This is a genomic window from Streptomyces sp. NPDC002730 (assembly GCF_042888805.1).
Taxonomy (GTDB): Bacteria; Actinomycetota; Actinomycetes; order Streptomycetales; family Streptomycetaceae; genus Streptomyces.
Genome location: NZ_JBIAQG010000008.1, coordinates 280,529 through 306,287 on the forward strand (window position 1 = coordinate 280,529; position 25,759 = coordinate 306,287).

Here is a 25,759-nt window from a genome sequence, read left to right on the forward strand (position 1 = left end):
TACGGGACAAGCCTTAGCATCTCGCGCTCGCTGGTCGAGGTCGCGCCGCTATCGGACTCGGTCCGCAAGGCCCAGCGCCCAGCTCCAACGGCGATCGGTCCAACCTCGGTGGCAGAGGACAGCGGAGGTCAAAGAACAAGATGAGTGCATGTTCCCTTTGAGCTCGATAGCCGTTTCAGATCTATATGATGCCCTTTGTGATCACGTCCGGACGGCGCCGGAGCCGTCGTCTTCAGTACGGCGGCCGGTGGGACGCTGCCCAGCTCTCACCCGTGATCCTTACCGTCCTCATCGCCGGCCTGGCCTTCTCCACACCGAGGGAGATCGCCTTCAGCCGCCTCCTGCCCGCTGCACCCGCCCTCGCCGCCGCGATGTGGCCCGTGCTCCCCACGGTCCTGCTGGGCGCGTTCTGCCTGCTGGTCATGATTGGCCTCAGCTTCTTCTACACCGACCTGGGGACGCCATACACGGCGGCTGCGATCGTCGCGGTCACCTTGGCGGCCGCATATGCAAGCCATGTCCGACTCCAGCGGGAGGAGACACTCTTCCACGTCCGGCTCGTCGCCGACGCAGCCCAGAAGGTGCTGCTACGCCCCCTCCCGCGCCGCATCGCGGGCGTCGAGATCGAGTCGCTGTATCTGGCGGCCCAAGAGCAGGCCCGGATCGGCGGCGACTTCTACGAGGCGGCCGACACGCCGTACGGGGTCCGGCTGCTCATCGGCGACGTACGCGGCAAGGGCCTGCCCGCGGTGGGGGCGGCCGCTGCGGTGATCAGCTGCTTCAGGGAGGCCGCGTACGACGAGCCCGACCTGAGGGGCATCGTCCATCGGCTGGAGACCAGCATCGCCCGCCACAGCGACGCGTTCCCCGCCCAGGACCTGCCGGAGCGCTTTGCTACCGCTATTCTCGCCGAGATCCCGCACGGCAGCGGCCAGGTCAGACTTCTCAACTGCGGGCACCCCCCGCCGCTGCTCGTGCACCGCGGGGAGATCCGTGTCCTGGAGCCCACCACCCCCTCGCCGCCCCTCAACCTCGCGACGCTCATCGGAGACCGCTACTTTGTCGACACCGTCGCCTTGGCCCCGGGCGACCAGCTGCTGCTCTATACCGACGGCGTAACGGAGACCCGGGACCGCTCTGGCGAGTTCTTCCCGCTGCCGGACTGGATGCGGCGGCAAGGCCCGGCGCCGCCCCGCGAGCTGCTCGACCGGCTTCACCGGGACCTGCTCCACTACAGCGGCGGCAGGCTCGACGACGACATCGCGGCCCTTGCCGTGCGGTGCCTGAACACCCGGGCGCAGGAGCACCCAGAGTAGTTGGCTGGAAGCGGTGGGGCCCCCCGTCGCGACACTCCGGCCAAGCGGCGACCGCCACCGCCGGGGACTGTGGCGGCCGATGGTCCCTTGCGATGTCCCCCGAACCCGGCGTTTGTGCCGGGGCTGCATCAACCTCGCCACCTCACCCGGCAGACGAGGCCCTGGCCCGGCGCATGTTCCCCTTCTACCGTGCCTGCCCTCACCAGACACCAGCGTGACCAGAACGCGTTGACGCAGGGACTGTTCTCACCCCGTCCCGAGCTGCCCCCCACTCACGGAGTTCTGGCTTCCCCGCCCGGAAGACCGGCCGACCCGGCTGACCCCTGCACCTCGGGCGGGGAAGGCACCGTCCGAGACGGCCGTCCACCTCGACAGGACCTCATCACCGCTCGGCTCCTCACACCTGTTACGAGCGCTACCGGATGAACCGGGGGAGCCATTTCGCCTTGTAGCCGGGGTGCCAGGCGTACTCGGCGGCCAGCTGCCGCACCGCGAAGCCGAGTCCGACGGCACGGCCGGAGGCAAAGTCGTCGTCCGGCCGGTCGGCGTCCCGGTCCGCCACCTCCACGTACTCGCCGAGCAGGACGCGACTGGTCTCGATGCGGGCCAGCGTACGAGCCGGATCCTGGAGCGCGATGTGCCGGTCGAAGCCGGCTCCTCTCACCGTGAACGCTATGCCGGACGTCCTGTCGTGCACCTCTCCTGGAACATCCGCCGGACACCTCCAGCTCGCGCCGCCGGCGTCCCACGCGACCTGCTCCTCCTCGGCAAGCCGCGCTTCTATGAAGGACACCATGTCTGCGTTGCCGGCCATGCGACGGCGCTTCCTCTCGTGACGTGTTATGCGGGACTGCGCAGTCATTCTGGGGGACCTCGGACCTCGTGATCCAGCCCGCAGCCGCTCCCCGCCGCCGACGTACGGCCGATCACGAGGTCGACAGACCTGCGGCACTGCCCGCTGGGCGCTGGCGACCGGTCACGCAAGCGGCTGTCCGCCCAAGAGGGGAGCAGGGCAGGGCAGCGGTCGAGCGGTGCCCCGTGCCTTTCCGGACTGAGCACCCGCCCCGTTTTGCCGTTCGGTGCGCTGAAGTCCCGCGCCTGGCTTGCTGTACAGGTTTGAGATCGAGGCCGTCTGGACGACGCCAACAGTGCCTGCCATGTTGCTCTCATGACGTCGCGGGGGAGTGATCAGGAAGCCTTGGCCCTTGCTCTTGACCATGCATGGCGTTGGTCTGAGAACCGCCGCGGGCGGGCGTACCAGGTACTCAATGCACTGTTGATCTGCATCGCGATCATGGCTACGGCCTATGCTGCGGCTCTCAACGCCGACATGCATGGTGTTGCCGGGCTGATCAGCTTGTTGAGTGGCGCGAGCCTCCTCGGGGCGTATGCGGAGAGCACGCGGCTTCGTGCCTCGGCCCTCTTGGCTGAAGATGCCATCAGGAAGATCGAAGAGCGCCTGGCGACTACTCTCGCGCTCGAATCACTACGCCTGGTAGAACGCGAACAGCCCCTCTTCGCAGCGAGCAGGTCGGCCTGGCCCTGGTCGGTGTCGAAGTCTTTGGTGACCATCGGTGCGCTCGTGTCACTCGTTGGAGCCATCTACACCTGGGTGGCAACCCCTTAGAGCCAAGCACGAGGCCTGCTCGGATGACGGATCAGTCATCACGCGGCAGGTGGACGTGGAGGCGCTGGATCTCGACTTCGTGGCCGCGTTCGCGGAGCGCTCGGGCAAGGATTTCAGTGAGTCCGCTGGCCCTGCGGCGACCGTCGGCGCATCCAATCGCGATGCGCCGGGGACCGGCCGGGTGGCCGGCGTTGTCCGTGAGGTTGCCGATCAGCTCACGGGCTCCGGGGGTGTTGAGGGCGACCTCCCGGGTCCGAGTCGACCGAGCATTCCTCAATCGTGACGGAAATTACATTTCTCCGATTTCGTCTATTTTGTGGACTATTCTGTGCGAATTCGCTTGTGCAGGTCTGGCTCTGGCTGGCCAAACGCACCTTTCCGGCCCGTCGGCGCTAGAGGGAGAGACCATGGGACGCGCACGCAGCAGAACCGTCAACTGGCGGATGGTTCTGCCTGTCGCAGGTGGGGCTGTCGTGCTCGGATTGGGTGGCCTCTACGTCGCTGCGCTCGTGGCCGGCGACGACATCGCCGAGGGCACAACGGTGCGCGGTGTCGACATCGGCGGAATGGGCCGAGCGGAGGCCCAGCGGGTCCTGCACCGAAAGCTCGGGCCGGTCTTCGCGGCACCGGTCGCGATGAAGATCGGTGACCGTATCGAGAAGGCCGATCCCGGCGCGCTCGGGCTGTCCCTCGACACTGCAGCGACCGTCGACCGTGCCGCGAGCGCAGGATCCGACCCGGTGACAGCGATCGGCAGGCTCCTCGCCTCCGGCGGCCGGGACGTCGAGCCGGTGCTACGTGTGGACGAGCACAAGAGCCGGGCGGGAATAGACCGTATCGCCGCGGCCGCCAAGCGGCAGGTGCGTGATGGGGCGATATCGTTCGAGAACGGCAGAGCGAAGGCTGTCGCTCCGGTCACCGGCGTCACCGTGATCGCGGACAAGGCCCTGGACACCATCCGCCACGGCTACCCCAACACGACGCATGCCACCCCCGTCGCGATACCGGTGAGGCAGATGCAGCCGCGCATCGGCCCGCACGAGACCGAGCGAGCCATGAATGAGTTCGCCCAGCCCGCGATGTCGGGCCCCGTCATGCTGACCCTCGCCGACAAACGCATAGCCATGGCCCCCGCCACGCTCGGCAAGCATCTGACGATGAAGCCCGACAGCCGAAACCGCCTCGTGCCGAGCCTCGACTCCAAGGGGCTGTTCGCCGACCCCGCTGTCTCCCGCCCGGTACGGGACGCCTCCCAGAGTCGGGACGCCGTGCTCCGTCTCGACGCCGACGACCGCGTGGTGGTGGCCCAGGACAGCAGTGTCGGGCGGCACGTCACCGCGAAGGCGCTCGGCGAGGCCGTGATGCCCCTGCTGACCCGCTCCGGCCCGGCCCGCACCGGCGAGATCGCCTCCGCAGTGGTCCAGCCGAAGCTCACGAGTGCATCGGCCCAGCGGCTCGGCATCAAGGAGAAGGTCTCCTCCTTCACCGTTGCGTTCCCGGCCGCCCCCTACCGCAGCACCAACATCGGCCGCGCGGTGGAGCTCATCAACGGCTCGGTTGTCCTCCCCGGACAGGAGTGGAGCTTCAACCGCACGGTCGGCGAGCGCACGAAGGACAACGGCTTCGTCGACGGCATCATGATCAACAATGGTCAGTTCGTGAAGTCGCCCGGCGGCGGCGTCTCCGCAGTCGCCACCACCATGTTCAACGCCATGTTCTTCGCGGGCGTCAAGCCCATGGAGCACGGCGCCCACTCCTTCTACATTGAGCGCTACCCCGAGGGCCGCGAGGCCACGGTCGCGTGGGGCACCCTCGACCTCCGCTGGATCAACGATTCTGGTCACGCCCTCTACATCAAGGCCGAATCCACTGACACGTCGGTGACCATCACCTTCCTGGGCACGAAGAAGTACGACGAGATACGTGCGACCAAGGGGCCGCGCGCCAACATCAAGCCGCCGGGCACGCGCACAGGCAGCGGCCCGCAGTGCGAAGTCCAGAGCCCACTCCAAGGGTTCGACGTTTCCGTCGGCCGCGTCTTCGTGCAGGACGGCCGGGAAATCAAGCGCGAAGACTTCAAGACCCACTACACGCCTCGCGACAAGGTCACGTGCACCCCGGAGGAACCGGCCACCGCAGTGGCGGCGGGACGATCGGACGCATCGCGCGCAACGGCAACGAGCGACCACGCCCCCCTCGGCTGATTCGAATCCGCTGGGTCCGCACGGCAAGCGCGCCGTCCCTGTCGGGCCACGGTCGGGCCTGTCGGCTCAATGGCAGGGCGGCTTCGAGTTGAGGGTGGGTTGGCGCTACGCGGTCCCCGGGCTGTACTCGGGTGCGTGCAGGGTTACGGCGCCCTTGCGAAGGATGCGAGGAGGGGGGAACCGAGGGCGAAGTGAGGTTCCCTGAGTGTGCGGATGACCTGGGGCACGGCCTCCAGGCGGGAGCAATCCCGCGCAGCACAGCTTCACAGCACTGCCTCCCCGGTCGACGTTGCCTGACGACTAGTCATGAACCTTGCCGATGTGCCCCATGTGGGCGGTGCACGGGACGCCGACGGAATGAGCGGCAGCGCGGGGAGGTGCAGTTGCTTTTGCACGTCGCCTGGTCTGGCCTGACAGCCTTGGGCCTGGACCGGCCGACGTAACGGATGAGTATCTACTGCACCGTCCTCGTCGAAGGCCAGCGCGACGATCCCGCCGCCCTGCTCCACGCTGACTGCTCATTGCCCAGTGACCGCTCCCTACGGCCCCTGCTCAGCCGAGTCATCCGGGACGTGCGGGAGAGCGCCTTCCCCGAACTCGCCCGCCGCCGGGACATCGCCGCCGCCTGGGGCCCTGTTCATCGTGGTGAGGCCTCAAGTCCGCTCCGCTGCCCATCACTTGCTCCGGGCATACTGCTTCGAGTTTGAACCTCTCCGCCCCCTCACTTCACTCGGCAAGAGAGTTATCGAGGCTGCAACTCCGGCTGGCCCCGGCTCGGTCGATCCGAGACCTCGCTTCGATGTTCGGCGGGAGGTGTCCTACTCCCTGCTTCCCGAGCGCTGGGGCCGTAGGAGCTTCTGCGCCTCCCCGCCCGGAGGGCCTGCGGCCTCCTTGTGCCCCGGCCTCCGTCGATCACGATGACGAGAGTCTCCAGCCGGGGCACCAACGAACCCGCGCGGGAATGTTCGTTGGATTCTCAATCATTACGCCCGCCCTGAAAAAGCCGGTCCAGGTGGTAGCCCAGAACCGTATCGGCGGACTCCGGGCTGCGTTGGCCGACCAGGATGCTGGTGCCAAGTCCCGCCGACATGGCGAGCAGGCTGATCGCCTCCGCACGCGCATCCACATCGGGGCCGATGAGCCCGGCGTCCTTAGCCTTATGCAGCAGTCCGGCCACCGTGTCCTCGGCGGCATTGGGGTTGTCCATGAAGGGCTGCGCGGCAAGCGTCTTGTCCGTGACAGCCAGTACGGCGTACGAGGTGTAGACGAGGTGGAAGGTGCGGCTCTCTTCGTCGGTCGGCAACGATGCCATCAGCAGCGCCTCGATCATCGCGCGCGGCCCCGGGTCGTCCCCGGCGGCCCGAACCCGGGCGGCGACCCGCTCGCCGAATCCTCCGGCCAGGTGTTGCAGCCCGTAGAGCAGCAATTTCTCCTTGGTCTGGAAGTAGTACTGCACCAGTCGCAGCGAGATCCCCGCCTCTGCGGCCACATCGCGCATCCCCACGGCGTGCAATCCGCGCCGCCCGGCGACCCGGACGAGTGCTTCGGCGATCTCGGTGCGCCGTACATCGTGGTCCACGCGCTTGGGCATTGCCGGGTCTCCGCTCGTCGGTTCCTCTGCTCTGAGGCCTGTCGGGCCATCTTCATGATACGGCCGTACCATCATTATGGTACGGTCGTATCACGAAGAACGGATGCTCCTGGAGGTGGCCCACCGTGCCCGAGACCATGACCCGCGCCCGTACCCAGCGTGATGTCGGTCGCTACGTGAACGACGCCTTGCGTGACCGCTACTTCGCGGCCTGCGACGCGGTCTACGCCCTGGGACCGGCCGCGCGTGCGGAGATGGATGTGGAGACCCGCTTCGGGACCACGCACGTCTACCGGTACGCCCCCGCGGACCCCGCTGCCCAGTCCCGCACCCCGATCGTCCTAGTGCACGGGGCGGGCAGCTGCTCCGCCATGTGGTATCCGAACACCGCCGCGCTCAGCGCCGAACGCCCGGTCTACGCGATCGACACCCCCGGCGACCCGGGCCGCAGCGTGCAGCGCGAACCCATCCATCAACCCGAACGTGCCGCACAGTGGCTGGACGAGACGCTGGCCGGCCTTGGCCTGGACCGCGTCCACCTCGTCGGCTCCTCCTATGGCGGATGGCTCGTCCTGAACCAGGCGCACCGCAGGCCCGGCCGCCTTGCCTCGGTCACTCTGCTCGATCCCGGCGGACTGGAGAAGGTGGGTCTCCGCTTCTTCGTATGGATCTTTGCCAGCCTCTTCGCGACCTTCGCACCCAAGGCGCTACGCCCGCGCCTGGCAGCCTGGCTGGAGCAGCCGGTCCTCGTCGTGCCCGAGCTGCGCACGATGATCAGGTCCAGCGTCCGCGCCTACCGCATACGCCGCCCGGCTCCGCTTCCTCTCATAGAGGACGAACTGTGCACCATCCGCACTCCGTTCTACCTGCTGCTCGGCAAGCGAAGCCTCCTCGTGCACCCGCAGCGGCAAGTGGAGCGCGTCCCGCGCCTGATACCGGGCGCCCGCGCCGAGATCGTCTCAAACACCGGCCACGGACCGCAGATTGACCACGCAGAGCAGATCAATATCCAAATCCTGAACTTCATGGACTCCGTCGGCTGACCACCATCCGAGCACTTCGGCGACGTTCCGCCCCCGGTAACGGACCTGCAGCGTCTCTCCGTTGTAGCGCGCGCCGTGGCAGTGCGGGCAGGGCGCGTACCTACCGGGCAGGAAGGGCAGCTCCACGGCCACGAAGCCTTCGCCCTGGCAGGTCTCGCACCGGCCTCCGGCGACGTTGAACGAGAACCGCCCGGCCTTGTAGCCTCGCTGCCGGGCGTCGTCGGTGGCCGCGAAGAGCTTCCGTACGGAGTCGAACTGACCGGTGTAGGTAGCCAGGTTGGAGCGCGGGGTGTGGCCGATCGGCTTCTGGTCCACCTCCACCAGACGGTCCACGGTCTCCACGCCCTTGGCCACGGCGGCTGTTCCCGTGCCGGCCCCGCCGCTGCCCACCTCGTCGGCGTCTCCGTCTCCATCGACGCTGCCCGCCGGGGCCTCGGCGCCCAGGTGCTCGGTGTGGACCCCGGCGAGCACCTGGCCGATCAGCGTTGACTTTCCGACCCCGACGCCCCGGTGACCGCCGTGAACACCCCCAGGGGCAATTCCACATCCAGGTCCCGCAGGTTGTGCCGGGTGATGCCCCGCAGGTGCAGTCAGGCGGACGGCTCGCGCGGGGTGCGCACGGCCGCGGGGTCGGGTCGGGACTCGAAAGGAACCGGCGGGTGACCGACTCGGCGACGGATGCCAGCCCGCCCACCGGGCCGCTGTGCAGGACCCGGCAGCCGGGCTCGCCTGCGTGCGGCCCGACGTCGACGATCCAGTCCGCTCTGCGGACCATGTCCATGTCGTGCTCGACGAGGTACACCGAGTTCCCTGCCTCGCGCAGCCGCACCAGCACCGTCAGCAGCGCCTCGGTGTCCGCCGGGTGCAGCCCGGCCCGACGGCTCGTCCAGGACGTACACCACCCCGAACAGGCCCGACCGCAACTGGGTGGCCAGCCACAGCCGTTGCAGCTCGCCGGGGATGCGGTCGGCGCCTGGCCTCCCGCGGCGACCTCGCCGCGCGCGGGGCCTCACAGGCTGATGTGGTACGCCTTGCGCAGCGTCTCGTGCACCGTCCACGTCGTACGGTCCCCCTCGCGCAGGATGCACGCGTCCCCCGGCCCGACCTCCAGCGTGTCGCCGCCCTCGACCTCGATGGTGGCGCGCCCGCTCACGACGACGAACAGTTCATTGGCCTCGGTGTCGGTTACCACGCCCGGCGTGATCTGCCAGATGCCGCGCAGCTGCTTGCCGTCTTCGGACTCCCACAGGACCCTGCCGGTAACGGCCGGCTCTCCGGAGACGATCTGATCGGGGTCGAGCGGCTCGACCTCGAGTTCGGCGTCCGGAATGTGCACAGCGAACGAAGGGGAAGTGGGCCCGGCAGCTGAGTGTTCAAAGGTCGTCATGGCGCGTCACCTTAGCGGGCGGGAGATCTCCGGTGCGCGGCGACCGTGCCCCGCGTAGCCGCCGGTCGGCGCGTCGTCTCAGGCACGCCCGAGTCGTGGTCGGCCGCCGAGCCGACGCCGACAGCAAGCGCCGCGCTGGTGCCGGCGGGTTACTTTCGGGTTCTCCCACCACTGACCCACCGCTTCGCCGGGCTCGTCCAGGCCGAAGCTGGTCGCGGGCCAGCATCCGGGACACCAGCATGAGCTGCCCAACCTGCGGAGGACGTTGGCCGCGCGGTCATGCCCGTTCATCCGGCAGCAGGGCGGGGGGCTGACGCACCGGTCGGCCACGGCGGGTGGATTCGTGTCAGCCGCACTGCCAGGTGAACATCGCGCGATCGAAGCGGCGTTCGGCCAGGTCTTCGGGACGGATGAGCCAGTAGAGGGCACCACAGTCGCCCCACATCATGTCGGCGTCGTCATCCGTGTCGAACTGAGCGAGCAGCACCCAGCGGAGGGCCTCCTCCTTGATGCGGGGGTCAGTCCACGGCGGGCTGCCCAGGGCGCCGCGGGCGACTTCGGCCTCCACCTCGTCCTGCACCGGGTGCGCGTGGCCGCCGACGCGGTGCTCCGTGCCCCCGGAGTGGTCCCACAGTGCCTCCTGGAAGTCCTCGTCCCACACCGGGTGGTCGTCGGCCATGGGCGCGAACTCCCGGTAGACCACCGGGTGCCAGAGGTACGGTGCCGTCGTCTCCACGCGCGCCGTCAGCGGCACCTCGGGGTACGGTTGAATCCCTTCCGGCGCCGCCCGCTCGGTGACGGGGACGCCCGCCGGTATGTACAGCACGCGCGCTCCCGCCCAGCTGTCGGGCTCATGGGGCGCGACCACCGCACAGCCTTCGTCCAGCTGCCCGTCGAAGTAGAAGAAGGCCAGCGTGCCGTCTGGCGGCAGGGCGATGTCGAGGGCGGCGGAGGGGAGCGCGGCGCAGTCGAGTGAAGCGATGAAGGAGAGCGGGCCGTGCCCTTTCCATACAGGCCACTCCTCGACCTCCGGTAGCTCCGGCAGGCCGCCGAGCCGGCCGACGGCTGGATCCGTACCCGTGGCTTTCTCCAGGCACAGGCCCGGACGCAGCAGGCCGATCCACCGCTCGGCGATGTCGTCGGGCAGGTGCTCGCGGGCGAGCGTGTGCAGCGCGTTGACGGTGCTCTGTGTCATGGGGTCCATGATGCACGGACCCACTGACAACGGACCATCCGCCGCGTGAGCTCGCAGGTCAGGCCCAGGCTCCGGCCCGCACCCTCGGGGTCGCCGGTGATGCGACGGTGCGCTCGGCGGCGTACATCCGGGTCCATTCGTGCGCGGCGTCGCGGAACCCCTCGACGAGCGGCAGCAGCGGCGCGGCAGCCGGGCCAGGCGGGCCGTCTCCTCCAGTCGCCAGGTCGCCAGGGTGCGGTCAGCCAACTGCACTTCGAGCAGGGCGACCGCGGGCGCTGTGGAGCCGCCCAAGCGGGCTGCGGAGACCGCCGCGGCGACGGCGAGTTCACCGTCGGCGTCGTGGGCGGCGGCGTCGAGGAGTTCGGTCGGGTTCGGCGCCCGTCACGCCCCAGTCGCCGAGCCTGCGGGCGACCAGCACCGGGCTCGGCGGGAGCGCAGCAGCTCCTTGAGTTGGGGCAGGAGCGCGGCGGCCGACCGGGGGTGAGGGTGACGAACAGTTCGTCCAGCTCGTAGAGGGAGGCGGCGCTGCGCCGGGCGAGCCGCTGATGGTCCAGACGCCCGGCCTGGGTGGCGAGCGCGGTCAGCGCCCCGGCCGTGGGTTCGGCAGCGTCGGTGAGAGGAGCAGGATGATCTACCGTCCGCGTGTCCACCTCCCGCTCAAGGAGCGCAAGAGCATACGACGTGGTGCGCGATAAGGACTGCTCGTGAGTGGCCGGTGATCGATCTTGCTGCGCACGTCGTCACAGAGGCCCACTGACATAATCCAGCCGTGGATGCGAGAACAAAGGCGGACGAGATACAGGCGGGCCAGGTGGTGCCTGGCTTCAAGCCGGACCGGCCCATGGAATGGGTCATGCGCCCCGCGGAGCCAGCAGATGTCGAGGCGATCGCGGAGCTGCGGGCCATGGTGATGCGCCCGGACCTGGAGCGGTTGGGTCGGTTCGACGAGCATCGGGTCCGGCAGCGGCTGCGGGATTCCTTCTCCCCGCAGCACACGTCCGTCATCTTGGCCGATGGCGCCTTCGCGGGCTGTGTCACATTGCGGCCGGCCGAGGACGGGCAGTGGCTGGAGCATTTCTATCTCGCCCCAGGTATCCAGGGCCGTGGGCTCGGTTCGGCTGTCCTGCGAACGCTGCTGGACCGGACCGATGTCGACGGCGTGCTCGTCCGCCTGAACGTCCTGCAGGGCAGCGCCGCCCGGCGGCTGTACGAGCGCCACGGGTTCACTGTGGAGGTTCAGGACCCGATCGACATCTACATGGTGCGATTGCCGGGTGCGGGAGCCCTCGGAACGTGAAGAGGACAGCGGGCGTTCATGGGGTGTGTTATCCGTATGGGTCCGTGCGACCTTGTCGCATCCTGCCATCACCGGCATCTCCCGCTCCCATCTTGGATCTTGGTGATCTAGTCGAGGAGTTGGGCGCTCCGTGGACTGCGCGCTGCAAGTCCGCGCTGCAGCACCGGCGAGGCAGGAAGCGAAGGCGGCAGGCCGGAGCCGGGCAGATGACGCTACGTCACCGGGACCGAACCCCGTTGATCGTCCTCACGGAATGTGTGCCTGATCCCGCAACTCATGAACAAAGCCACTCGGTATCGGCGCCACCGCCACGAAGGGCACGCAGCTGATCCAGTACACGTGCAACGGCAAGCAGGATGAGAGCTGGGAGCAGATTCCCCGCCGAGCGGCTCACCCCGCTGGCCCAGGCGTGGCCCGGGCCACGAAGTTGGAGAGCCACTCGGCAAGGAGTGCCCGACGGACCGCCGCCGGGCGGCCTGCTAGGGGCGGACGTAGGGCCGAGTCATGATCTCCATGTTGTGGCCGTCCGGGTCGTCGAAGTACGCGCCGTGACCGCCGAAAAGACGGTTGACCTGGCCGGGTTCGGTGTGGCTGGGGTCGGCGTAGTAGGTGACCCCAACCGCCTCCAGACGGGCGATCATGGCGTGGAACTGCGCGTCAGGCACGAGAAACGCGTAGTGCTGCGACTGGATCGGCTCGTCCCGCTTCTCGTAGTAGTCGAGCGTCACGCCGTTGCCGAGGTCGACGGGCAGGAACGGCCCGAACGGAGCGCTGACCTTCAACCCCAGGATCGCGGCCATGAATTCGGCCGACAGGTGCCGGTCTCTGGCGTAGATGGCGGTGTGGTTCAGCTGGACGGCGGTCGCCGACAGCTCGGTTTCGTGCGGGTACTGCTGGTCGTATGTCATCGGTGGTGTGTCTCCGGGTCTTTGGGAATGGCTGAGACGGGGCCCGTTCACGGGCGCCGGAAGCAAAGACGCGGAGAAGTGGGCGGGCCTCTTGCCCGCCTCGCGCTCACGCCGAGGCCGGGAACCTCACTCGTGCATGGCCCATGGCCGACCCGGCAGTCACCCGACCGACCCTAGTGGCCAATCATGGGCTGGGGCAACGCGGTTCCTCTGCTGTGCTCCGGCCGCAGGTGAGCCGCCGTTGGAATCCGTCGCTTCGGTGACGAGCGGAGCCAGATGAGGAGAGCGGCGGCGGTGACGGTGCCGAGGTAGACGTATCCGCGCTCGTCGTGACGGTTGCCACGGCTCTGAACTGTTTCAGCCTTCCGATGGCCGACTCCACAGTATTGCGATACTCAGCAGCGGGCCCAGGGGAGCGCTGGCGTTCCCTCTCGCCCCGTCCGCTCCGCGGGCGAACCAAAGGGCGACCCGTCCGGCTGTGCGTGGTGGCCGGAGGAGACTCGAGGGACTATTTGGACGGCTGACGGCTGACGGCTGACGGCTGACGCGGGCCAGGGCCCGGACTGCCCTGTCAGTGAGCGGGTTTGATACCAAGCATGCTGGCAGGTCTCGGACGCTGCTCCTGCGGACCGCTTTCCTCTTGCCGCTGCGGGATGGTCCCGTATTCCCCCACATACGAGTCACGCTCGGAGAACGAGGCTACGATTGAGGTCGAGCCTCCGCCGGGGCGCAGAGGCGGAGCCGGGCTCATCATCTACCGCGGCGGTGTTTGCGCTGCGTCGTTCGCATGGGGGCGGCGGATGGAGCAATCAGGGGAAGTTCCACAGTCGAGTCTTCCGAAACTGGCTGATTTGCAACTGTCGCAGATAGATGATCTGCCGTCGGCGGGACTCCGTGCATCGGTACGTTTGTTGCTGCAGAGAATCGAAGACGAACAAGAACCGCTCTACTCATTCAATGCGAACATCTAATCGGGCATATGAAGATCGGTATGCATGGGCTCCTCCAGGCGGACCTGGCCCAGCTCGCCGAGGGTGCTGGCGATCCCAGGACCCTCCTGCGCCTGTGTGAGGCGGAACGCAGTAAGCACATTCTGCTCCTGCACAGTGTGATCGCCGAAGCGGATCGGCGTTTCCCCGCAGCCCATGACGAACTGGAGTTGGCCGGGGCGTGGGCGTTGCTGAATCGCGTCCAGCAGAAAGCTCCCGACATCCTCACCAAGGTGCTCCAGATGCCGCAGCTCGGAGCCTGGGCCGTCGACTGCCTGCTGCGCCTGGGACACGTGGAGTCCGACAGCCTGGCACTGAGGGCGGACCTCTCCCAGGCTGGGGCATTCGCTGCAGTCGCCGGTGTCCGGGCGGGGCTGGACTTCAACCTGCCGGTGGCGTTGCCAGACGGACTGCTCGTACTCCCCGGTCTCGGCTCGTTATGCACGCCCGTGCGAGGATACGCCCGGCTCCGGCATTCGGGCGTTCGGCTGGAGCTCGTCACCGGCGAGGCAGCCATGGAACTTCCTGCAATGCGCCCGCCGTCAGTGGTCGCCCGGCACGCCGGGTTGTCAATCGAACTCGACGTCGACAGTTTCACGCCGTATCTGGACCGCTACCGACACCCCCGCCTGGCGACGGTCGACCACAGGGAACTGCGGCAGTGGTCCGAAAGGTTCGCCGGTGCCTGGCGCATTCTCGCCGCGCATCACCGCAACGACGCAGAAGCCATATCTGTCTCCATACGTACGGTTGTGCCCCTGCAGTCCGATCGGATGGGATCAACCGTCGCCGCCACCTCTCCATCGACATTCGGCGCGGTCGCTACCTCGTTACCGTCCGACGACCTGACCCTTGCCGAAACCTTGGTGCACGAATTCCAGCACCTGAAATTGTGCGCCGTCCTTGACCTTCTTCCACTGGTCGACTCGGGGAAGGGCGAACTGGCCTACGCACCGTGGCGTGACGACCCGCGCCCGTCCCGGGGGCTGCTGCACGGTGCGTACGCCTACCTCGGCGTCACCCGGTTCTGGCGTACTCAGCGGTGGCACATGCCGGCCGATCAGGCGCTGCGAGGTCACGCGGAGTTCGTACGACGCTGTGCCGAGACCTTGGGCGTCGTTAAAAGCCTGCTCGCGTCGAGCCGACTTACCGCCGAGGGGGAGCGCTTCGTCGCCGCAGCCGGTCTCCAGCTGCGCCGGTGGCAACGCGACCCGGCTCCCAAGGCGGCCCGCCGCCTCGCCCTGCGCGCCTCGTACGAGCACCGGACGACATGGGAGGCTCGCCACACCGTGGTGGACCCGGAGTCGGTGGACCGCTTGGTCGCGCGCTGGACGGCGGGGCGGTCTCCGGACGTCGCCGAGTGGTCCAGCGTGCCGTCCTGGATCCGATCCGGTGGGGTGCAGTGCTCCCACCCTCGCGGGATGCTGCTGACCCTGGGATATGTGGATCCGCCGCGCGCCCGCCAACTACTGGACGAGGAAGCGCAGGGCGGCCCAGCGAACTTGGGCCTCAGCAAGGCAGATGCCGCGCTTCTGGGCGGCGACCTGCTGACCGCGGTGGCCGCCTACCGCAGCGAGATCCGGCGGCGCCCTGTGGAGCCCGAGGTATGGGCCGGTCTGGCCCTCGCCGTCAAGTGGTCATCCGACCCGGCTGCGGCATTCCTCTGCCGCAGGGTTCCGCTGGCCATCGCCTTGCACGCTGCGATCCATAACACCACTGGCGACCTCACCGATCCTCTGGAGCTGGCCGACTGGCTCGCCAACAACGAACCCCGCAGGAGGGCCTCATGAAGGCCGTACCGTTCCGCCAGTTCGTTCTGAAGGTCCACAGCCGCTGCAACCTGTCCTGCGACTACTGCTATGTGTACGAGATGGCTGACCAGGCGTGGCGTAACCAGCCTCGCCGGATGAGCGAGACCACGGTGAACCATGCGGTCGAGCGAATCGCCGCACATGCCGTGACGCACCGACTGCCGTCGCTCGCCGTGATCCTGCACGGCGGCGAACCGCTGATGGCAGGCACCGGCTTCCTTGCCGACCTCGTACGGCGGCTGCGGGCCACCGTTCCGGCCCAAGTCGAGGTCAGCATGCAAACCAACGGTGTCCTGCTCACCGAGGAGCGACTGAAGACCTTGACCGACATTGGCGTCAAGATCGGTGTGAGCCTCGACGGGGATGCTCGCGCCACCGACCGCCACCGCCGTTTCGCCGACGGCCGGGGCAGCCACCGCCATGTCGACCGCGCCCTGCGGCTGCTCGGACAGGACCGGTTCAGGAACGCCTTCAGTGGCTTGCTGTGCACGGTCGACCTGGAACACCCCCCGCTGACCACATACAAGGCGCTGCTGGCCTATGAGCCTCCCGCAGTCGACTTTCTCCTCCCGCACGGTACGTGGGTGCACCCACCACCCGGGCGGGAAGCCGACTCGGTCGGAACCCCGTACGCGGACTGGCTGCTACCCATTTTCGACCGGTGGTACGACCAACAGGAGACCTGGGTCCGGCTGTTCGGGGAAGTCACTCAGTCCGTTCTGGGCGGCACGCCCGCGGTCGAGGGCCTCGGCCTGCGGCCCTCGACAGTGGTCGTCGTGGACACAGACGGGTCGATCAAACAGCTCGATTCGCTCAGCGCCACCTACCCCGGGGCAGCTGATCTCGGTCTGAACGTGTCGGCCGACTCGTTCGACACCGCGCTCTCCCACCCTCTGACCGGGCTTCGCCAGGGCGGCATCAAGTCCTTGGCAGCGCCTTGCAGAAGCTGTGCGGTAGTGCGGACCTGCGGCGGGGGGCTGTTCACCCACCGCTACCACGGGTCCACGGGCTTTATCAACCCGTCCGTGTACTGTCCTGACCTACTACGCCTCATCTCCGTAGTCCGGGACCGGGTGTCGGCGGATCTGGCTCGGGCTGCTCAATAAGGCTCGATGTCGATATTGACACGCCCACGCTGCTGCGCGATCCGAGCGACCGGATGCTCCAACGTCAGCGCATCCTTGTAACGGCGCAGGATCTCAGCCCGCAATTCCTCGGCCCGCGCCTGATCACCCGTGGCCCGCCGGTCCAAGCTGAGGTTGGCACCCATAGCGAGGGTGTCCGGATGGTTCTTCCCAAGGAACAGGCCGCTCGCCTCGTAGCAGCGCTCGCCCAGCTCTCGCGCCCCTGCCATGTCCCCGACCGCGGCCAGGTCGCTGGCGAGATTGGCGGTGGCCTGCAACGTAAAGGGATGGTCGGGTCCGTAGAGCTCGGTCATACCGCGCATTGCTGCTTCATTCAGAGTGCGAGCTTCCTCGGGGCTGTTGCGGCTCCGCAGGACGAGCGCGAGGTTCACCATGGTGGCCCAGCTGATGTCACCCTTCGGCGTGTCCAGCTTTGGGCACAGTGCCAGCGCCCAGCGGCCCAACTCTTCGGCCTCCCGCAACTGATCGGTGACTCTGAGGTCGTTGATCCGGTTGATGTAAGCCCGCAGGGTGTAACGGTGCTCCTTGCCCAGGAACTCGGTATACCGCTGGACCGCCTTTGCGCTCTCCTCGAGCGCCTCGTCGTAATGACCCGCTTTGCGCAGCGCTACCGCGAAGCTCTTCTGCGCGTTCAGCGAGTCAAGGGTCTCCGGCCCGGTCCGCTGCGTGAGGACCGTTATGACATCCCGTGCCACGTCGAGGGAGAGGTCGTAGTCCCCGCAGCCGCGCAGGTCATGTGAGACCGCGTCCTTCGACGTCAAGGTGCGCAGGTCCGTCGGCCCGAGCACGCGCTCGCGCTCTGTGTAGGTGAGCTGGTCCTGCTCCAGTGCCTCGCGAAACCGGCCCAGGCGCCGGTAATCCGCGCCGAGGTTGTTGCGCACGTTCAGCGTGCGCGGATGGTCCGACAGGAATACGCGCTCGAAAAGGGGAAGTAGTTTGAGGTCCAGTTCCAGGGCATCTGTAAACCTGCCGAGCGTGCGCAGGTCGCCACCGTAGCTGTTGGCGCAGATGAGGGTGACCTCGTGATCCTCGCCGAAACTACTGGTCAGCAGCTCGAACGTTTCCTGATTCAGTTCCCGCGCTTCCTTGGATCGGCCCGACAAGCGCATGGCGATGCCGACCTCGACGGCAAGCTGGAGCACCTGCTCGTCGTCGCGTCCCCACTTCTCGCGCCACGCCCGCAGCGCTTCCTCGCCGAGTCGCAGCGAGTCTTCGTGACCGCCCCTCAGGTGCAGACGGCGTACCTGGTCGATGGTGAGCTGCCGCAGATCGCGGTTTTGGGTGTGGAGTGCCCCCGCCGGCCTGAGGTGCTGGAGCGATCGGTCGTACTGGGCGTCGTTGCTCTCGCGATCGGGGTTCTTCGGATTGGTGGCCGCCAGAAGAGCGTGCACCGCCGTGCGGTACTCGTCGCAGTCCTGAGGCCGCTCGATCTCCATCTGTCCCCGGGTGACGCGCTGCACCACTCGGTGCACCATCACCACGTTGCGCTTTCCATCGATCTTCGCCAAGGAAAAGCGGTGCAGTCGCCGGGCGGCCTGGCGAAAGCGGCGGGTGTCGCCGAGTACATCGGCCAGCCCGGGCGGCGAGTGCACGTCTCTGCCGCCGGTCAGGAACAGCTCCTCCGCCATGGGCTCCGGCGAGAAGAAGGCACACAAGTTGAACAACTCGGATGCGTCCTCGCCCAGTTGATGGCTGGAGATGCTCCACGTGGCGGCCACCGCGTGGGGGTAGTCCATATCGACTTGTTCACTGAGGAGCGCATGCGCGTTCTCCTCGAACATCCTCAGGTAGTCCCGCACCGGGGCCCTGGTCTCGGCCAGATAGGCCGCCGCATGTTCCGCGGCGATCGGCAAGTTGTCCAGCGCCACGGCCAGGCGTACGGCGTCCTCGTGTCGACTGCGTTCAGTCTCCGGGCTCAGCGCGTCGCCCTGCTCGTTGCACGGTGCCAGGTCGGGGACACGTTTGCGGAGGAACTCGACGGTCTCTTCCTGCGAGAACTGGGTGACCTCGATGCCCTCGGCCTTGGTGTGGCGGCGCCACTGCTGCTCACGCGAGGTGATGATCACATGGCCGTGTGGCCGGCCGACGGGAAGATAACGCTTGATGACCTCGGGCTGCGTCGCGTTGTCGAAGATGAGAAGCCAACGGTCGTAGCGCTCGCCGCGCAATTCGTCCATCACGGCCCAGATGGACTTGTCACGCTGGCCGTCCGTGTGGGTGATGCCCAGCCGCTTGCCCAACTTGACGAAGGCGTCCCGCACCCGGTCTTCGTGTTCCGAACGCACCCACCACACGATGTCGTAGTCCCTGGCGTAGCGGTGGGCGTACTCCGCGGCGATCTCGGTCTTTCCGATACCACCCAACCCGAAGACGGCCTGAGGCGGTTGGCTGAGGACTTCGACTGCCGAGTGGTTCAACCTCTGCCTGAGTGTCCGCAACTCCTCCTCTCGTCCGGTGAAGTGCGAATTTCTGGCCGGGATCTCCTCGCCAAAGATCGGACTGCGGGTGAAGGCTTCCACGAGGGCTGCTCCCTGGTTGTTTACTGCGTGCTGGACGATCCGGCTCTAGAAGTCGCACGCCACCAAGCCGTCTCCGTATGGTACGGCGTGAAGCGCGAGTGGGGGCGGGCACGGAGGCTTCCGCTGGAATCTCTCAAAGCGAACGAATTGGCGGACTTCACTCGTTCAGGTGTTACCGGAGGAACGCAATTCGTTTTCCGTGAACTGCGTTCCCTGCGGGGGGCTTGCCGGTATGTTGTGCATCGCGGCCGTGACGTGTCTGTTCGTCCGTGGGATAGGCCGGGACGGTCCTGGTGGGACGCTTGGGGACAGAGACGCGGATGGCTGAGACTGATGGCATGACGAGGCGCGGGGCTGTCATCTCGATTGACAAGTCGAGCGGCCGGGCGAAACACTTGTATGCAGGACTGCTTGGATGCCTGGTCGGGGAGCCACCTGTTTGGAGGCGGCCATGAGTGAGGCGCCTGCGCACTCCGTCGCTGAGACTTCCAGCACCACAGGGATCGATCTTGCGCCGTGGTATGGGTTATCCATGCCCTACCGCGAACCGGTCCCGGCGCCGCTCCAGCAAGAGGAAGTTCCCCCGCAGACAGCCGACGAACTGCGAGTAGCCGCAGAAAGTGCATATTGCGCGGCGGATTTCGAGGCGGCAAAGCGGCTCATCCTGGAAGCCGCCGACGGCTACCGTAGAAGGCACGACGAATGGGGTGTAGCCGACGCCCTCGCCGTGCGCGGCGCCATCGCTCGCTTCGCGGGCGATACCAGCGTCGCGATCGACTACTACCGGGAAGCGTTATCGCTCTTCACCGTCGTCGGTGACTTGTCGTCCACTGCTCGCTTGTACCGGGCCCTGGCCGAAGTGCGGTTCACCACCGGTGACTACGAGCAATCCGCCGCCGTGCTGTATGAAGGGCTGGCCCTGCTGCCGGACGACCCTGTGCTACTGGAAGGCCTCGGATACGCTCAGTGGTACGCGGGGCAGGAGGCCAATGCCCTCACCTATCTCACGCGGGCGCTGGCCGTCGCGCCGGACAACCAGTCAGCCCTGCTTGCACGAGGGCAAATTCATGCCGATCTTGGGCACCCACACGCCGCCCTCACTGATCTGGACCGCCTGTCGGTGTCCGAGGATGACCCGCCGGACCGACGAGCCGATCTCAAGTCCGCCCGCGGAGTATGCCTCATTGCGATCGGCCGGTCGGACGACGGCGAGGCCGAGTTGAATGATGCCCTGATCCTCGCCCCGCACCGGGCACGCACGCACCGGAGGATCGCCGACGTCCGGCTACGCGCAGGAGATGTCGAGCGTGCCCGCGCCGCCCTCCGCGCAGCTGTCACGGCGGCCGATCGGCTGCCGTCGGCCCATACCGGCAGGATCCGACGTCTTCTCGACCGGCTGTCGGAGACACGAGTGTGACCTTCCAGGCCCGAGACCGGCGCGCTCTGCTGGTTGCTGTATCCGGCTTCACGAGATCCGACGACGAGGCACTCGCTGACCTCGACTTCGCAGCCAGTGCCGTCCAAGAACTCGCAGCGGTGCTCGACGAAGAGTTCGGCTTCTCCGTCACCACCGTCACCGAGCCAGGCATCACCGCGGTCGGCCTCGGCCAACTGGTGCGGGAAACGCTGGAGGCGGCCGGACCCGACACCGCCCTGCTGGTGCACTTGCTGACGCACGGAGAGGGCCGTGACGGATCCCTCTACGCCCTGGGCGCCGATGCGGTGCCGCACGAGAGCACGGAGATCGGAGGGTGGCTGACCGGGCTCCAGCACGTCGAGGGCCGGCCAGTCGTCCTGTTCACCCTCGACCTCTGCAACTCCGGGACGGTAACGCAGCTGCCGTGGCAGCCGCGGTATGACAGGACCGGTCGACGAGGCTGGGTCATCGCCGCCTGTGAGCCCGACCGCGACGCCTTCAACGGGCACTTCACCAAGGCGCTCACTGAAGTGCTGCGTGACATGGCAGCACAGCGCCTGGACCTGGCGCCCCGCACCGCGTACATACCATTGGGCACTCTCGTGGACACTGTCCGCCGTGCTGTCGTAAGGATGGCCGACGCCAACCGCATCTACCGGCAGTACGTCACCGCCAGCCGGGTCGAGGTCACCGACCAGCCAGTCGTGCTGCCACTGTTCCCCAATCCCGCCTACCTCGCTGAAAAGCGGACCGCGGAGGCCACCGCCGACGCTTTCCACCGGCCCCTTGACTCTGTCCTCAGACTCAGCTCCTTCCTCGACCAGGCGGACCACGGACCGGATCTGCGGCACTTCGTCGACTCCGCGATTGGACTGGACGAGGTCCACGACCCTCGCGAGGGCATCGGCAGCGGCTTCAGCGGCCGTGCCCATGAGCTGCGCCGCCTGTCCCGCTGGCTCGGGGGCGAAGGTGCCTCGCCGATATCCGTGGTCACCGGCAGCCCCGGGGCCGGCAAGTCTGCACTCCTCGGCCTGCTGGTCTGCGCCGCTCACCCACGGCTACGCGAGCCCACCCGGGCCGTTTGGGACAATGTCGCGGCTGCTCCCATGCCGCTCGAGCGCCTCGCGGTCGCCCACGCCCGATACCGAGGACTCGACGCGATCGCCACCTCGCTCGGTCGCCAGCTCGGCCTCGGCGACCCCACGCCCGAACAGTTCCTCACTGCCCTGCACGCGCAGCCGCACACCCAGCCGCCGACGCTGGTAGTCGACGCACTCGACGAGGCCGACAACGTCGCAGCCACATCCGACTGGCTCACACGCCTGGCCACAGCGACCCGCTCCGGCACCGCCGCCGTGCGGATCCTCGTCGCCACCAGGAACTACGAGGAGAGCGCAAAGCTCAGCAGTCTCGCTACCGCCGCCGGCCACTGCTTCGACCTCGACGACGTACCCCCCTCCGTTCTGCTCGCGGACTTGCACGCCTACGTGAGCGGACTGCTCCGCAGTGTGCCCGAGTTCCGCAGCCGCCATCAGATGACCGGGGCATTCGCCGGCGCCCTTGCAGAAACCCTCGTTGCCCGACGGGGCAGCGGGTGGGGCGAATTCCTGGTGGCCGGCCTCTACACCCACCACTTCCTGGCGTCGTTCGACCCCGGCTCCGGAAACGACGCCGCCGAACGCTTCGGAGCATCAGCGCCCCGCACGCTGCCCGAGGTCCTCGATCTGGACCTGGCCCGCCCGAGCGCCGATCCGTGGCTGCGCCCCGTTCTGACGGCCCTCGCGCACGCGCGCGGCGACGGCATGCCAAGCTCCGTGATCCAGCGCGTCGTAGCGGCTCTGAACCCCGGTCCTCCCCCCTCGCTCACGGACATCCAGACAGCCCTGACCGAGGGACACACCTACCTGCGCCGCTCCGTCGACGAAGACGCGGTCGCCGTCCACCGGCTCTTCCACGGTGGACTCACGCATTACCTCCACCGCAGGCAGGACGTCGAGCCGGTGTTCCACGCCCTTCTGGACGGACTCGGGCCGCCGGGCCGCCGCCAGTGGTCCGCCGCCGAGCCCTATGTACTCCGCCACACCCTGGGACACGCAGGCCGCAGCGGCGCAGCGGCGGACGTCGTACTCACGGACCCCGGATACCTCCTCCACGCCGCCCCCATTACCTACCTGCCGTCACTGACAGGATCGGTGCGCCGGGTCGTGACGCGATGGCACGACGCGCGGCGTACGGCCGACCGACGCACCGCCCTGGCCTTGGCAGCTGTCGAGGAAGGTCAGCCCGACCTCGCCCGCCGCGTGGCAGACCTATCAGGGGAACAGCCCCTACCCTGGGCCCCGCTGTGGGCGGCCGGCAGTGAAGCAGACGACACGTTCTCCACAGGGCTGGCCGTTGCTGTCCTCACCAGCCGCGGTGATCTGCGCTCGTGGAACTGGCACCAGCCCCGGGCCAATGAGCTGGCCCCAGCGGCACCACGCGCCCTCGGGCTCAGCCGCGTCAATGGGCGGAGTGTTCTGATCGTAGGCACCTCACAGGGGCAGGTGACAATCACCGACCGCTCGGGCCGTGCGACCACCTGGCCCCGGCAGAGCGCTGCCGTTACGGCGCTGGCCTCGGTCGACTACGCAGGAGGTTCCCTCGTCATCAGCGGGACCAGCGCAGGTGAGGTCACCACACGCGACGTGGCCTCCGGCGAGCGGGTGGGTCCGCCGGTCACGGTCCCCGATGGGCCACCGACCGCGATCACAGCTGTCGGACACGGCAGCTCGGTAGCCGTCGGCTGCGTCAGCCGCTCGGGCAAGCTGTGGAGTTGGTACTGCGGTGAGCCAAGTGCTCCCACGCCGCACGTCTGGACGACTTCTTCCGCCGTCTGTTCCACTGCGATCGGCCACTCTGCCAAGCGTCTCGTCCTGCTGGCGGGCCGCGCCGATGGCGCCACAGCAATCTGGGACGTGCAGACCCATACCCAGCAGCGGTTGCTCGAAGGCAGCGGCGGGGCTGCGAACGCCGTTGCCATTGGACAACTGAGGGATCAATGTGTCGCGGTTGTCGGCAGCCAGGACGGCTCCCTGACGGTGTGGGACCTGGCCACCTTCCAACGAGTTGGGGACCCCATCCAGGTCGATCGCGAGCCGGTACGGGCCGTTGCTCTTCACAGAACGCGGGACGGAGATCTGCGCTGCCTGGTTGGCGGAGACGGCCCCACGGCACTGTGGAGCCTCAACCGTCGAGCCCGGCTGCGCGACTTCGGTCACGACGGTGCGGGCCATGTCGCCCTCATCGGCCCTGATTCCTCCGGTATTGGCGCGGCACCCTCTGCAGCGCCCTGGGTGACCGCCGTCGGGGCCCTGACCACGGTGGGCAGGACCGGTAGGGGAGCGGTGGCCGTGTACGGCGATGAGGAAGGTACCTGCCACGCGGTGGACCTTGTGACTGGTTCCCCTGTGCAGGAGCCGCTGCTCGGCGACGGCGATCCCGTGGTCGGGGTGGAGGAGATCATGCTGGGCGGCACGCCGGTGGCCCTGGTGCGGTCGGCGCGTGGCTGCCGCATCTGGGATGTTGATACTGCAGCGCACGCCCGGCCGCCCTGGCAGGAGGCGGAACAGGTCACGAAGGATCCTCGGCAGAGCACAGCTTTCGTGGGTGGCGAACTGATCACCGCCGACGCCGACGCCGACGGTCATGTGAGAATCGGCGAGCACATGGTGGGGAGCCATCGCGGCGCCGTCACCGTCCTCGTCACCACACATCTCGCCGGCCGTCCCGTAGCCCTCTCGGGTGGCGTCGACGGCGCAGTGCAGATCTGGGACCTCGAAGCTCGCCGGCCTACGGCCCGGATGGACTTCGGCCTACCGGTCTTCGCTATCACGCCGATCGGCGACGGACTGCTCCTCGTCGGCGCAGGAGGGCGCGTCTACGCACTGGAGCACCTGTCTAGGCGCTCCCCGTAGTGACATGCGGCAGGATCTCCTCGACCAGCTCGGCGCAGCGCAGATAGTTCTTCGCCGTATGCGGGTCGACGAGATGAATGCTCGTCTCGCGGTCCCGCACCACACCCATGAAGCGTTGCGACATCCCGTGCCTCGGCACGGCCACTGGGTCACCACGGTCCGCAATATTCACCCACGCGGCCGCCCCAGGCGGTTTGGCCCCGCGCCCTTGTGGCACGGGTGACAGCCTCTCAAACACCACAGTCCGCATCGCCAGAGGACTGCCCATCGTCACGAACAGCTCGACCTCGAGATCGGGATGCGCGCTCAGCGTCTCGTAGGCCACGACGCTGCCGAGCGAGTGGGCGAGCAGTACGCGAGGGCGGTGGCACCGCAGCATCGTGGCCACCCGGTCCTGCGCCTGGAGCCGCGCGTCAGGGGACTCCGGATCGAAGTACGCGGCGAGTTCGCCCACTGTCGCGGAGACGATCCGCAGGGACCGCTGACCGAACCGCTCGGTGAACCACTGCACCATGGAGCGCAACGCGAACGTCAGACGCCCCTGGGGCACGAGCGGCGCAGCTGCCACGCCCACCTCCGCCAAGCGCACTTCCTCGATCCACGCCGCGAGCAATTCCTGGCCGAACGGTGTGAGCCGCCTCGGATCCTCGCCGCCCATGCGAACGCCGCGGAACAGGCAGTCGGAGTAGTACGCGACGGGTATCGGACCGGGAGGGGCTAACGCGGCGTCTACCTTCCGCAGACCCCGCCCCACCCACCTGGACCAGTCTGCTCCGATCGCCCCGATCGCCCCAGGCATGTCGAACGCTGCGTCCTTCAGGTACTGGTAGTTCCAGATGCCGTGAACTCCCGACAATGGAGTGACACCCACGCCGCCCCCCAGCGTTGCCCTCTCAAGGCCAGACAAGCCCTGCTGCCGAGCCAACTCTCCGCGCCCGTAACCGGATCCGTGGAACCTCCGGCACTGCAAGGGACGCTAGCAGCACGGCATACGGCCGCGCCAGGAGCTCGGAGGGAAGGGCACTCCAGCCAAAGGATCCGGCTCCACGGCCAAGAGGTGTGCTGTTGCACAGCAGCACCTACACTCGTCTGCCCTGTTGTGTACCTGCTCCCGAGGCTGACGGAGGCCAAGCCACGATGGCCGAGGCGACTTCACCACGGCGGCCGACAGAGCCCGCGCAACCATTCAGCAGCAAGCCGATCCAGACGACGAACCCGCACCGTGCCCGGCCCGCAGTCACGACCAAGTGCGCACCACCACCAGCCCCTTCCGAGTGCCGGGGCAGCCGCTCGTGATCGCGGACGCTGCGACGGGCGTTCATCAGCCAGCGATGGTCCGTTCGACGGCCAGTGAGCC

At 67.8% G+C, this 25,759-nt stretch carries 16 protein-coding genes and 1 pseudogene; 9 read left to right on the forward strand and 8 right to left on the reverse strand.

The window, feature by feature from the left end; translation table 11 throughout:
- The first annotated feature begins 197 nt into the window (after positions 1 to 197).
- The gene (locus ACFYXH_RS21990) at positions 198 to 1,316 is read left to right on the forward strand and encodes a PP2C family protein-serine/threonine phosphatase (RefSeq protein WP_389565445.1); all 1,119 of its coding nucleotides are present in this window, start codon (positions 198 to 200) and stop codon (positions 1,314 to 1,316) included.
- Positions 1,317 to 1,731: 415 nt separating this feature from the next.
- Here the strand turns inward: ACFYXH_RS21990 and ACFYXH_RS21995 are convergent, their stop codons facing one another.
- Positions 1,732 to 2,130: a DUF6221 family protein gene (locus ACFYXH_RS21995; protein ID WP_389565448.1), complete on the reverse strand. Its 399-nt coding sequence runs from the start codon at positions 2,128 to 2,130 to the stop codon at positions 1,732 to 1,734.
- A 354-nt stretch (positions 2,131 to 2,484) separates the two neighbouring features.
- Here ACFYXH_RS21995 and ACFYXH_RS22000 point away from each other — a divergent pair, with 354 nt between their 5' ends.
- Together ACFYXH_RS22000 and ACFYXH_RS22005 are read left to right on the forward strand one after the other, a co-directional pair.
- Entirely contained in the window at positions 2,485 to 2,943 is a 459-nt protein-coding gene (locus ACFYXH_RS22000; protein ID WP_389565451.1) for a hypothetical protein, read from the forward strand.
- A 407-nt stretch (positions 2,944 to 3,350) separates the two neighbouring features.
- Positions 3,351 to 5,147, forward strand: coding sequence for a VanW family protein (locus tag ACFYXH_RS22005; protein ID WP_389565454.1), 1,797 nt, complete (start codon positions 3,351 to 3,353; stop codon positions 5,145 to 5,147).
- Positions 5,148 to 6,123: 976 nt separating this feature from the next.
- Here ACFYXH_RS22005 and ACFYXH_RS22010 read toward each other — a convergent pair.
- On the reverse strand, positions 6,124 to 6,738 hold the full coding sequence (locus ACFYXH_RS22010; protein WP_389565457.1) for a TetR/AcrR family transcriptional regulator: 615 nt from the start codon (positions 6,736 to 6,738) through the stop codon (positions 6,124 to 6,126).
- A gap of 137 nt (positions 6,739 to 6,875) precedes the next feature.
- On the opposite strand from ACFYXH_RS22010, the gene ACFYXH_RS22015 reads away from it, so the two are divergent.
- A complete protein-coding gene (locus tag ACFYXH_RS22015) occupies positions 6,876 to 7,781 on the forward strand; it encodes an alpha/beta fold hydrolase (RefSeq protein WP_389565803.1) in 906 nt (301 codons plus the stop codon).
- Positions 7,782 to 7,790: 9 nt separating this feature from the next.
- On the opposite strand, the pseudogene ACFYXH_RS22020 reads toward ACFYXH_RS22015, so the two are convergent.
- From ACFYXH_RS22020 to ACFYXH_RS22030, 3 genes and pseudogenes are all read right to left on the reverse strand, one after another.
- A pseudogene (locus ACFYXH_RS22020) lies at positions 7,791 to 8,737 on the reverse strand (ABC transporter); the annotation flags it as partial.
- Positions 8,738 to 8,790: 53 nt separating this feature from the next.
- On the reverse strand, positions 8,791 to 9,168 hold the full coding sequence (locus ACFYXH_RS22025) for a cupin domain-containing protein (RefSeq protein WP_389565460.1): 378 nt from the start codon (positions 9,166 to 9,168) through the stop codon (positions 8,791 to 8,793).
- A 346-nt stretch (positions 9,169 to 9,514) separates the two neighbouring features.
- Entirely contained in the window at positions 9,515 to 10,363 is an 849-nt protein-coding gene (locus ACFYXH_RS22030) for a YwqG family protein (RefSeq protein ID WP_389565463.1), read from the reverse strand.
- A gap of 853 nt (positions 10,364 to 11,216) precedes the next feature.
- Between ACFYXH_RS22030 and ACFYXH_RS22035 the strand changes: the two genes are divergently transcribed.
- The gene (locus ACFYXH_RS22035; protein WP_389565805.1) at positions 11,217 to 11,660 is read left to right on the forward strand and encodes a GNAT family N-acetyltransferase; all 444 of its coding nucleotides are present in this window, start codon (positions 11,217 to 11,219) and stop codon (positions 11,658 to 11,660) included.
- A gap of 479 nt (positions 11,661 to 12,139) precedes the next feature.
- Here ACFYXH_RS22035 and ACFYXH_RS22040 read toward each other — a convergent pair whose 3' ends face one another.
- Complete coding sequence (locus ACFYXH_RS22040; RefSeq protein ID WP_389565465.1) at positions 12,140 to 12,568, reverse strand: VOC family protein; 429 nt, start codon at positions 12,566 to 12,568, stop codon at positions 12,140 to 12,142.
- Between the two features lie 979 nt (positions 12,569 to 13,547).
- On the opposite strand from ACFYXH_RS22040, the gene ACFYXH_RS22045 reads away from it, so the two are divergent.
- Both ACFYXH_RS22045 and ACFYXH_RS22050 read left to right on the forward strand, forming a co-directional pair.
- Positions 13,548 to 15,347: an HEXXH motif domain-containing protein gene (locus tag ACFYXH_RS22045; protein WP_389565467.1), complete on the forward strand. Its 1,800-nt coding sequence runs from the start codon at positions 13,548 to 13,550 to the stop codon at positions 15,345 to 15,347.
- Positions 15,344 to 16,474: an FxsB family cyclophane-forming radical SAM/SPASM peptide maturase gene (locus tag ACFYXH_RS22050; protein ID WP_389565470.1), complete on the forward strand. Its 1,131-nt coding sequence runs from the start codon at positions 15,344 to 15,346 to the stop codon at positions 16,472 to 16,474. Before ACFYXH_RS22045 ends, ACFYXH_RS22050 begins: the two co-directional genes overlap by 4 nt.
- On the opposite strand, the gene fxsT is transcribed toward ACFYXH_RS22050, so the two are convergent.
- The gene (fxsT, locus tag ACFYXH_RS22055; RefSeq protein WP_389565473.1) at positions 16,468 to 19,032 is read right to left on the reverse strand and encodes an FxSxx-COOH system tetratricopeptide repeat protein; all 2,565 of its coding nucleotides are present in this window, start codon (positions 19,030 to 19,032) and stop codon (positions 16,468 to 16,470) included. The two genes, ACFYXH_RS22050 and fxsT, sit on opposite strands and share 7 nt — an antisense overlap.
- A gap of 532 nt (positions 19,033 to 19,564) precedes the next feature.
- On the opposite strand from fxsT, the gene ACFYXH_RS22060 reads away from it, so the two are divergent.
- Positions 19,565 to 20,449 (forward strand): tetratricopeptide repeat protein, encoded by an 885-nt coding sequence (locus tag ACFYXH_RS22060; RefSeq protein WP_389565475.1) that lies wholly within the window; start codon positions 19,565 to 19,567, stop codon positions 20,447 to 20,449.
- On the forward strand, positions 20,446 to 24,402 hold the full coding sequence (locus ACFYXH_RS22065) for a hypothetical protein (protein ID WP_389565477.1): 3,957 nt from the start codon (positions 20,446 to 20,448) through the stop codon (positions 24,400 to 24,402). Before ACFYXH_RS22060 ends, ACFYXH_RS22065 begins: the two co-directional genes overlap by 4 nt.
- On the opposite strand, the gene ACFYXH_RS22070 is transcribed toward ACFYXH_RS22065, so the two are convergent.
- Positions 24,386 to 24,970, reverse strand: coding sequence for a hypothetical protein (locus ACFYXH_RS22070; protein WP_389565480.1), 585 nt, complete (start codon positions 24,968 to 24,970; stop codon positions 24,386 to 24,388). The genes ACFYXH_RS22065 and ACFYXH_RS22070 overlap by 17 nt on opposite strands.
- Positions 24,971 to 25,759 lie beyond the last annotated feature (789 nt).

What these genes read in the sequence shown, in the direction of transcription:
- ACFYXH_RS22025 (WP_389565460.1), bottom strand. Translation starts at nt 9,168, where the DNA reads ATGACGACCTTTGAACACTCAGCTGCCGGGCCCACTTCCCCTTCGTTC.
- ACFYXH_RS22040 (WP_389565465.1), bottom strand. Translation starts at nt 12,568, where the DNA reads ATGACATACGACCAGCAGTACCCGCACGAAACCGAGCTGTCGGCGACC.
- ACFYXH_RS22000 (WP_389565451.1), top strand. Translation starts at nt 2,485, where the DNA reads ATGACGTCGCGGGGGAGTGATCAGGAAGCCTTGGCCCTTGCTCTTGAC.
- ACFYXH_RS22060 (WP_389565475.1), top strand. Translation starts at nt 19,565, where the DNA reads ATGCCCTACCGCGAACCGGTCCCGGCGCCGCTCCAGCAAGAGGAAGTT.
- ACFYXH_RS21995 (WP_389565448.1), bottom strand. Translation starts at nt 2,130, where the DNA reads ATGGCCGGCAACGCAGACATGGTGTCCTTCATAGAAGCGCGGCTTGCC.
- ACFYXH_RS22035 (WP_389565805.1), top strand. Translation starts at nt 11,217, where the DNA reads ATGCGCCCCGCGGAGCCAGCAGATGTCGAGGCGATCGCGGAGCTGCGG.
- ACFYXH_RS22015 (WP_389565803.1), top strand. Translation starts at nt 6,876, where the DNA reads ATGACCCGCGCCCGTACCCAGCGTGATGTCGGTCGCTACGTGAACGAC.
- ACFYXH_RS22030 (WP_389565463.1), bottom strand. Translation starts at nt 10,363, where the DNA reads ATGACACAGAGCACCGTCAACGCGCTGCACACGCTCGCCCGCGAGCAC.
- ACFYXH_RS22045 (WP_389565467.1), top strand. Translation starts at nt 13,548, where the DNA reads ATGAAGATCGGTATGCATGGGCTCCTCCAGGCGGACCTGGCCCAGCTC.
- ACFYXH_RS22010 (WP_389565457.1), bottom strand. Translation starts at nt 6,738, where the DNA reads ATGCCCAAGCGCGTGGACCACGATGTACGGCGCACCGAGATCGCCGAA.
- ACFYXH_RS22005 (WP_389565454.1), top strand. Translation starts at nt 3,351, where the DNA reads ATGGGACGCGCACGCAGCAGAACCGTCAACTGGCGGATGGTTCTGCCT.
- ACFYXH_RS22050 (WP_389565470.1), top strand. Translation starts at nt 15,344, where the DNA reads ATGAAGGCCGTACCGTTCCGCCAGTTCGTTCTGAAGGTCCACAGCCGC.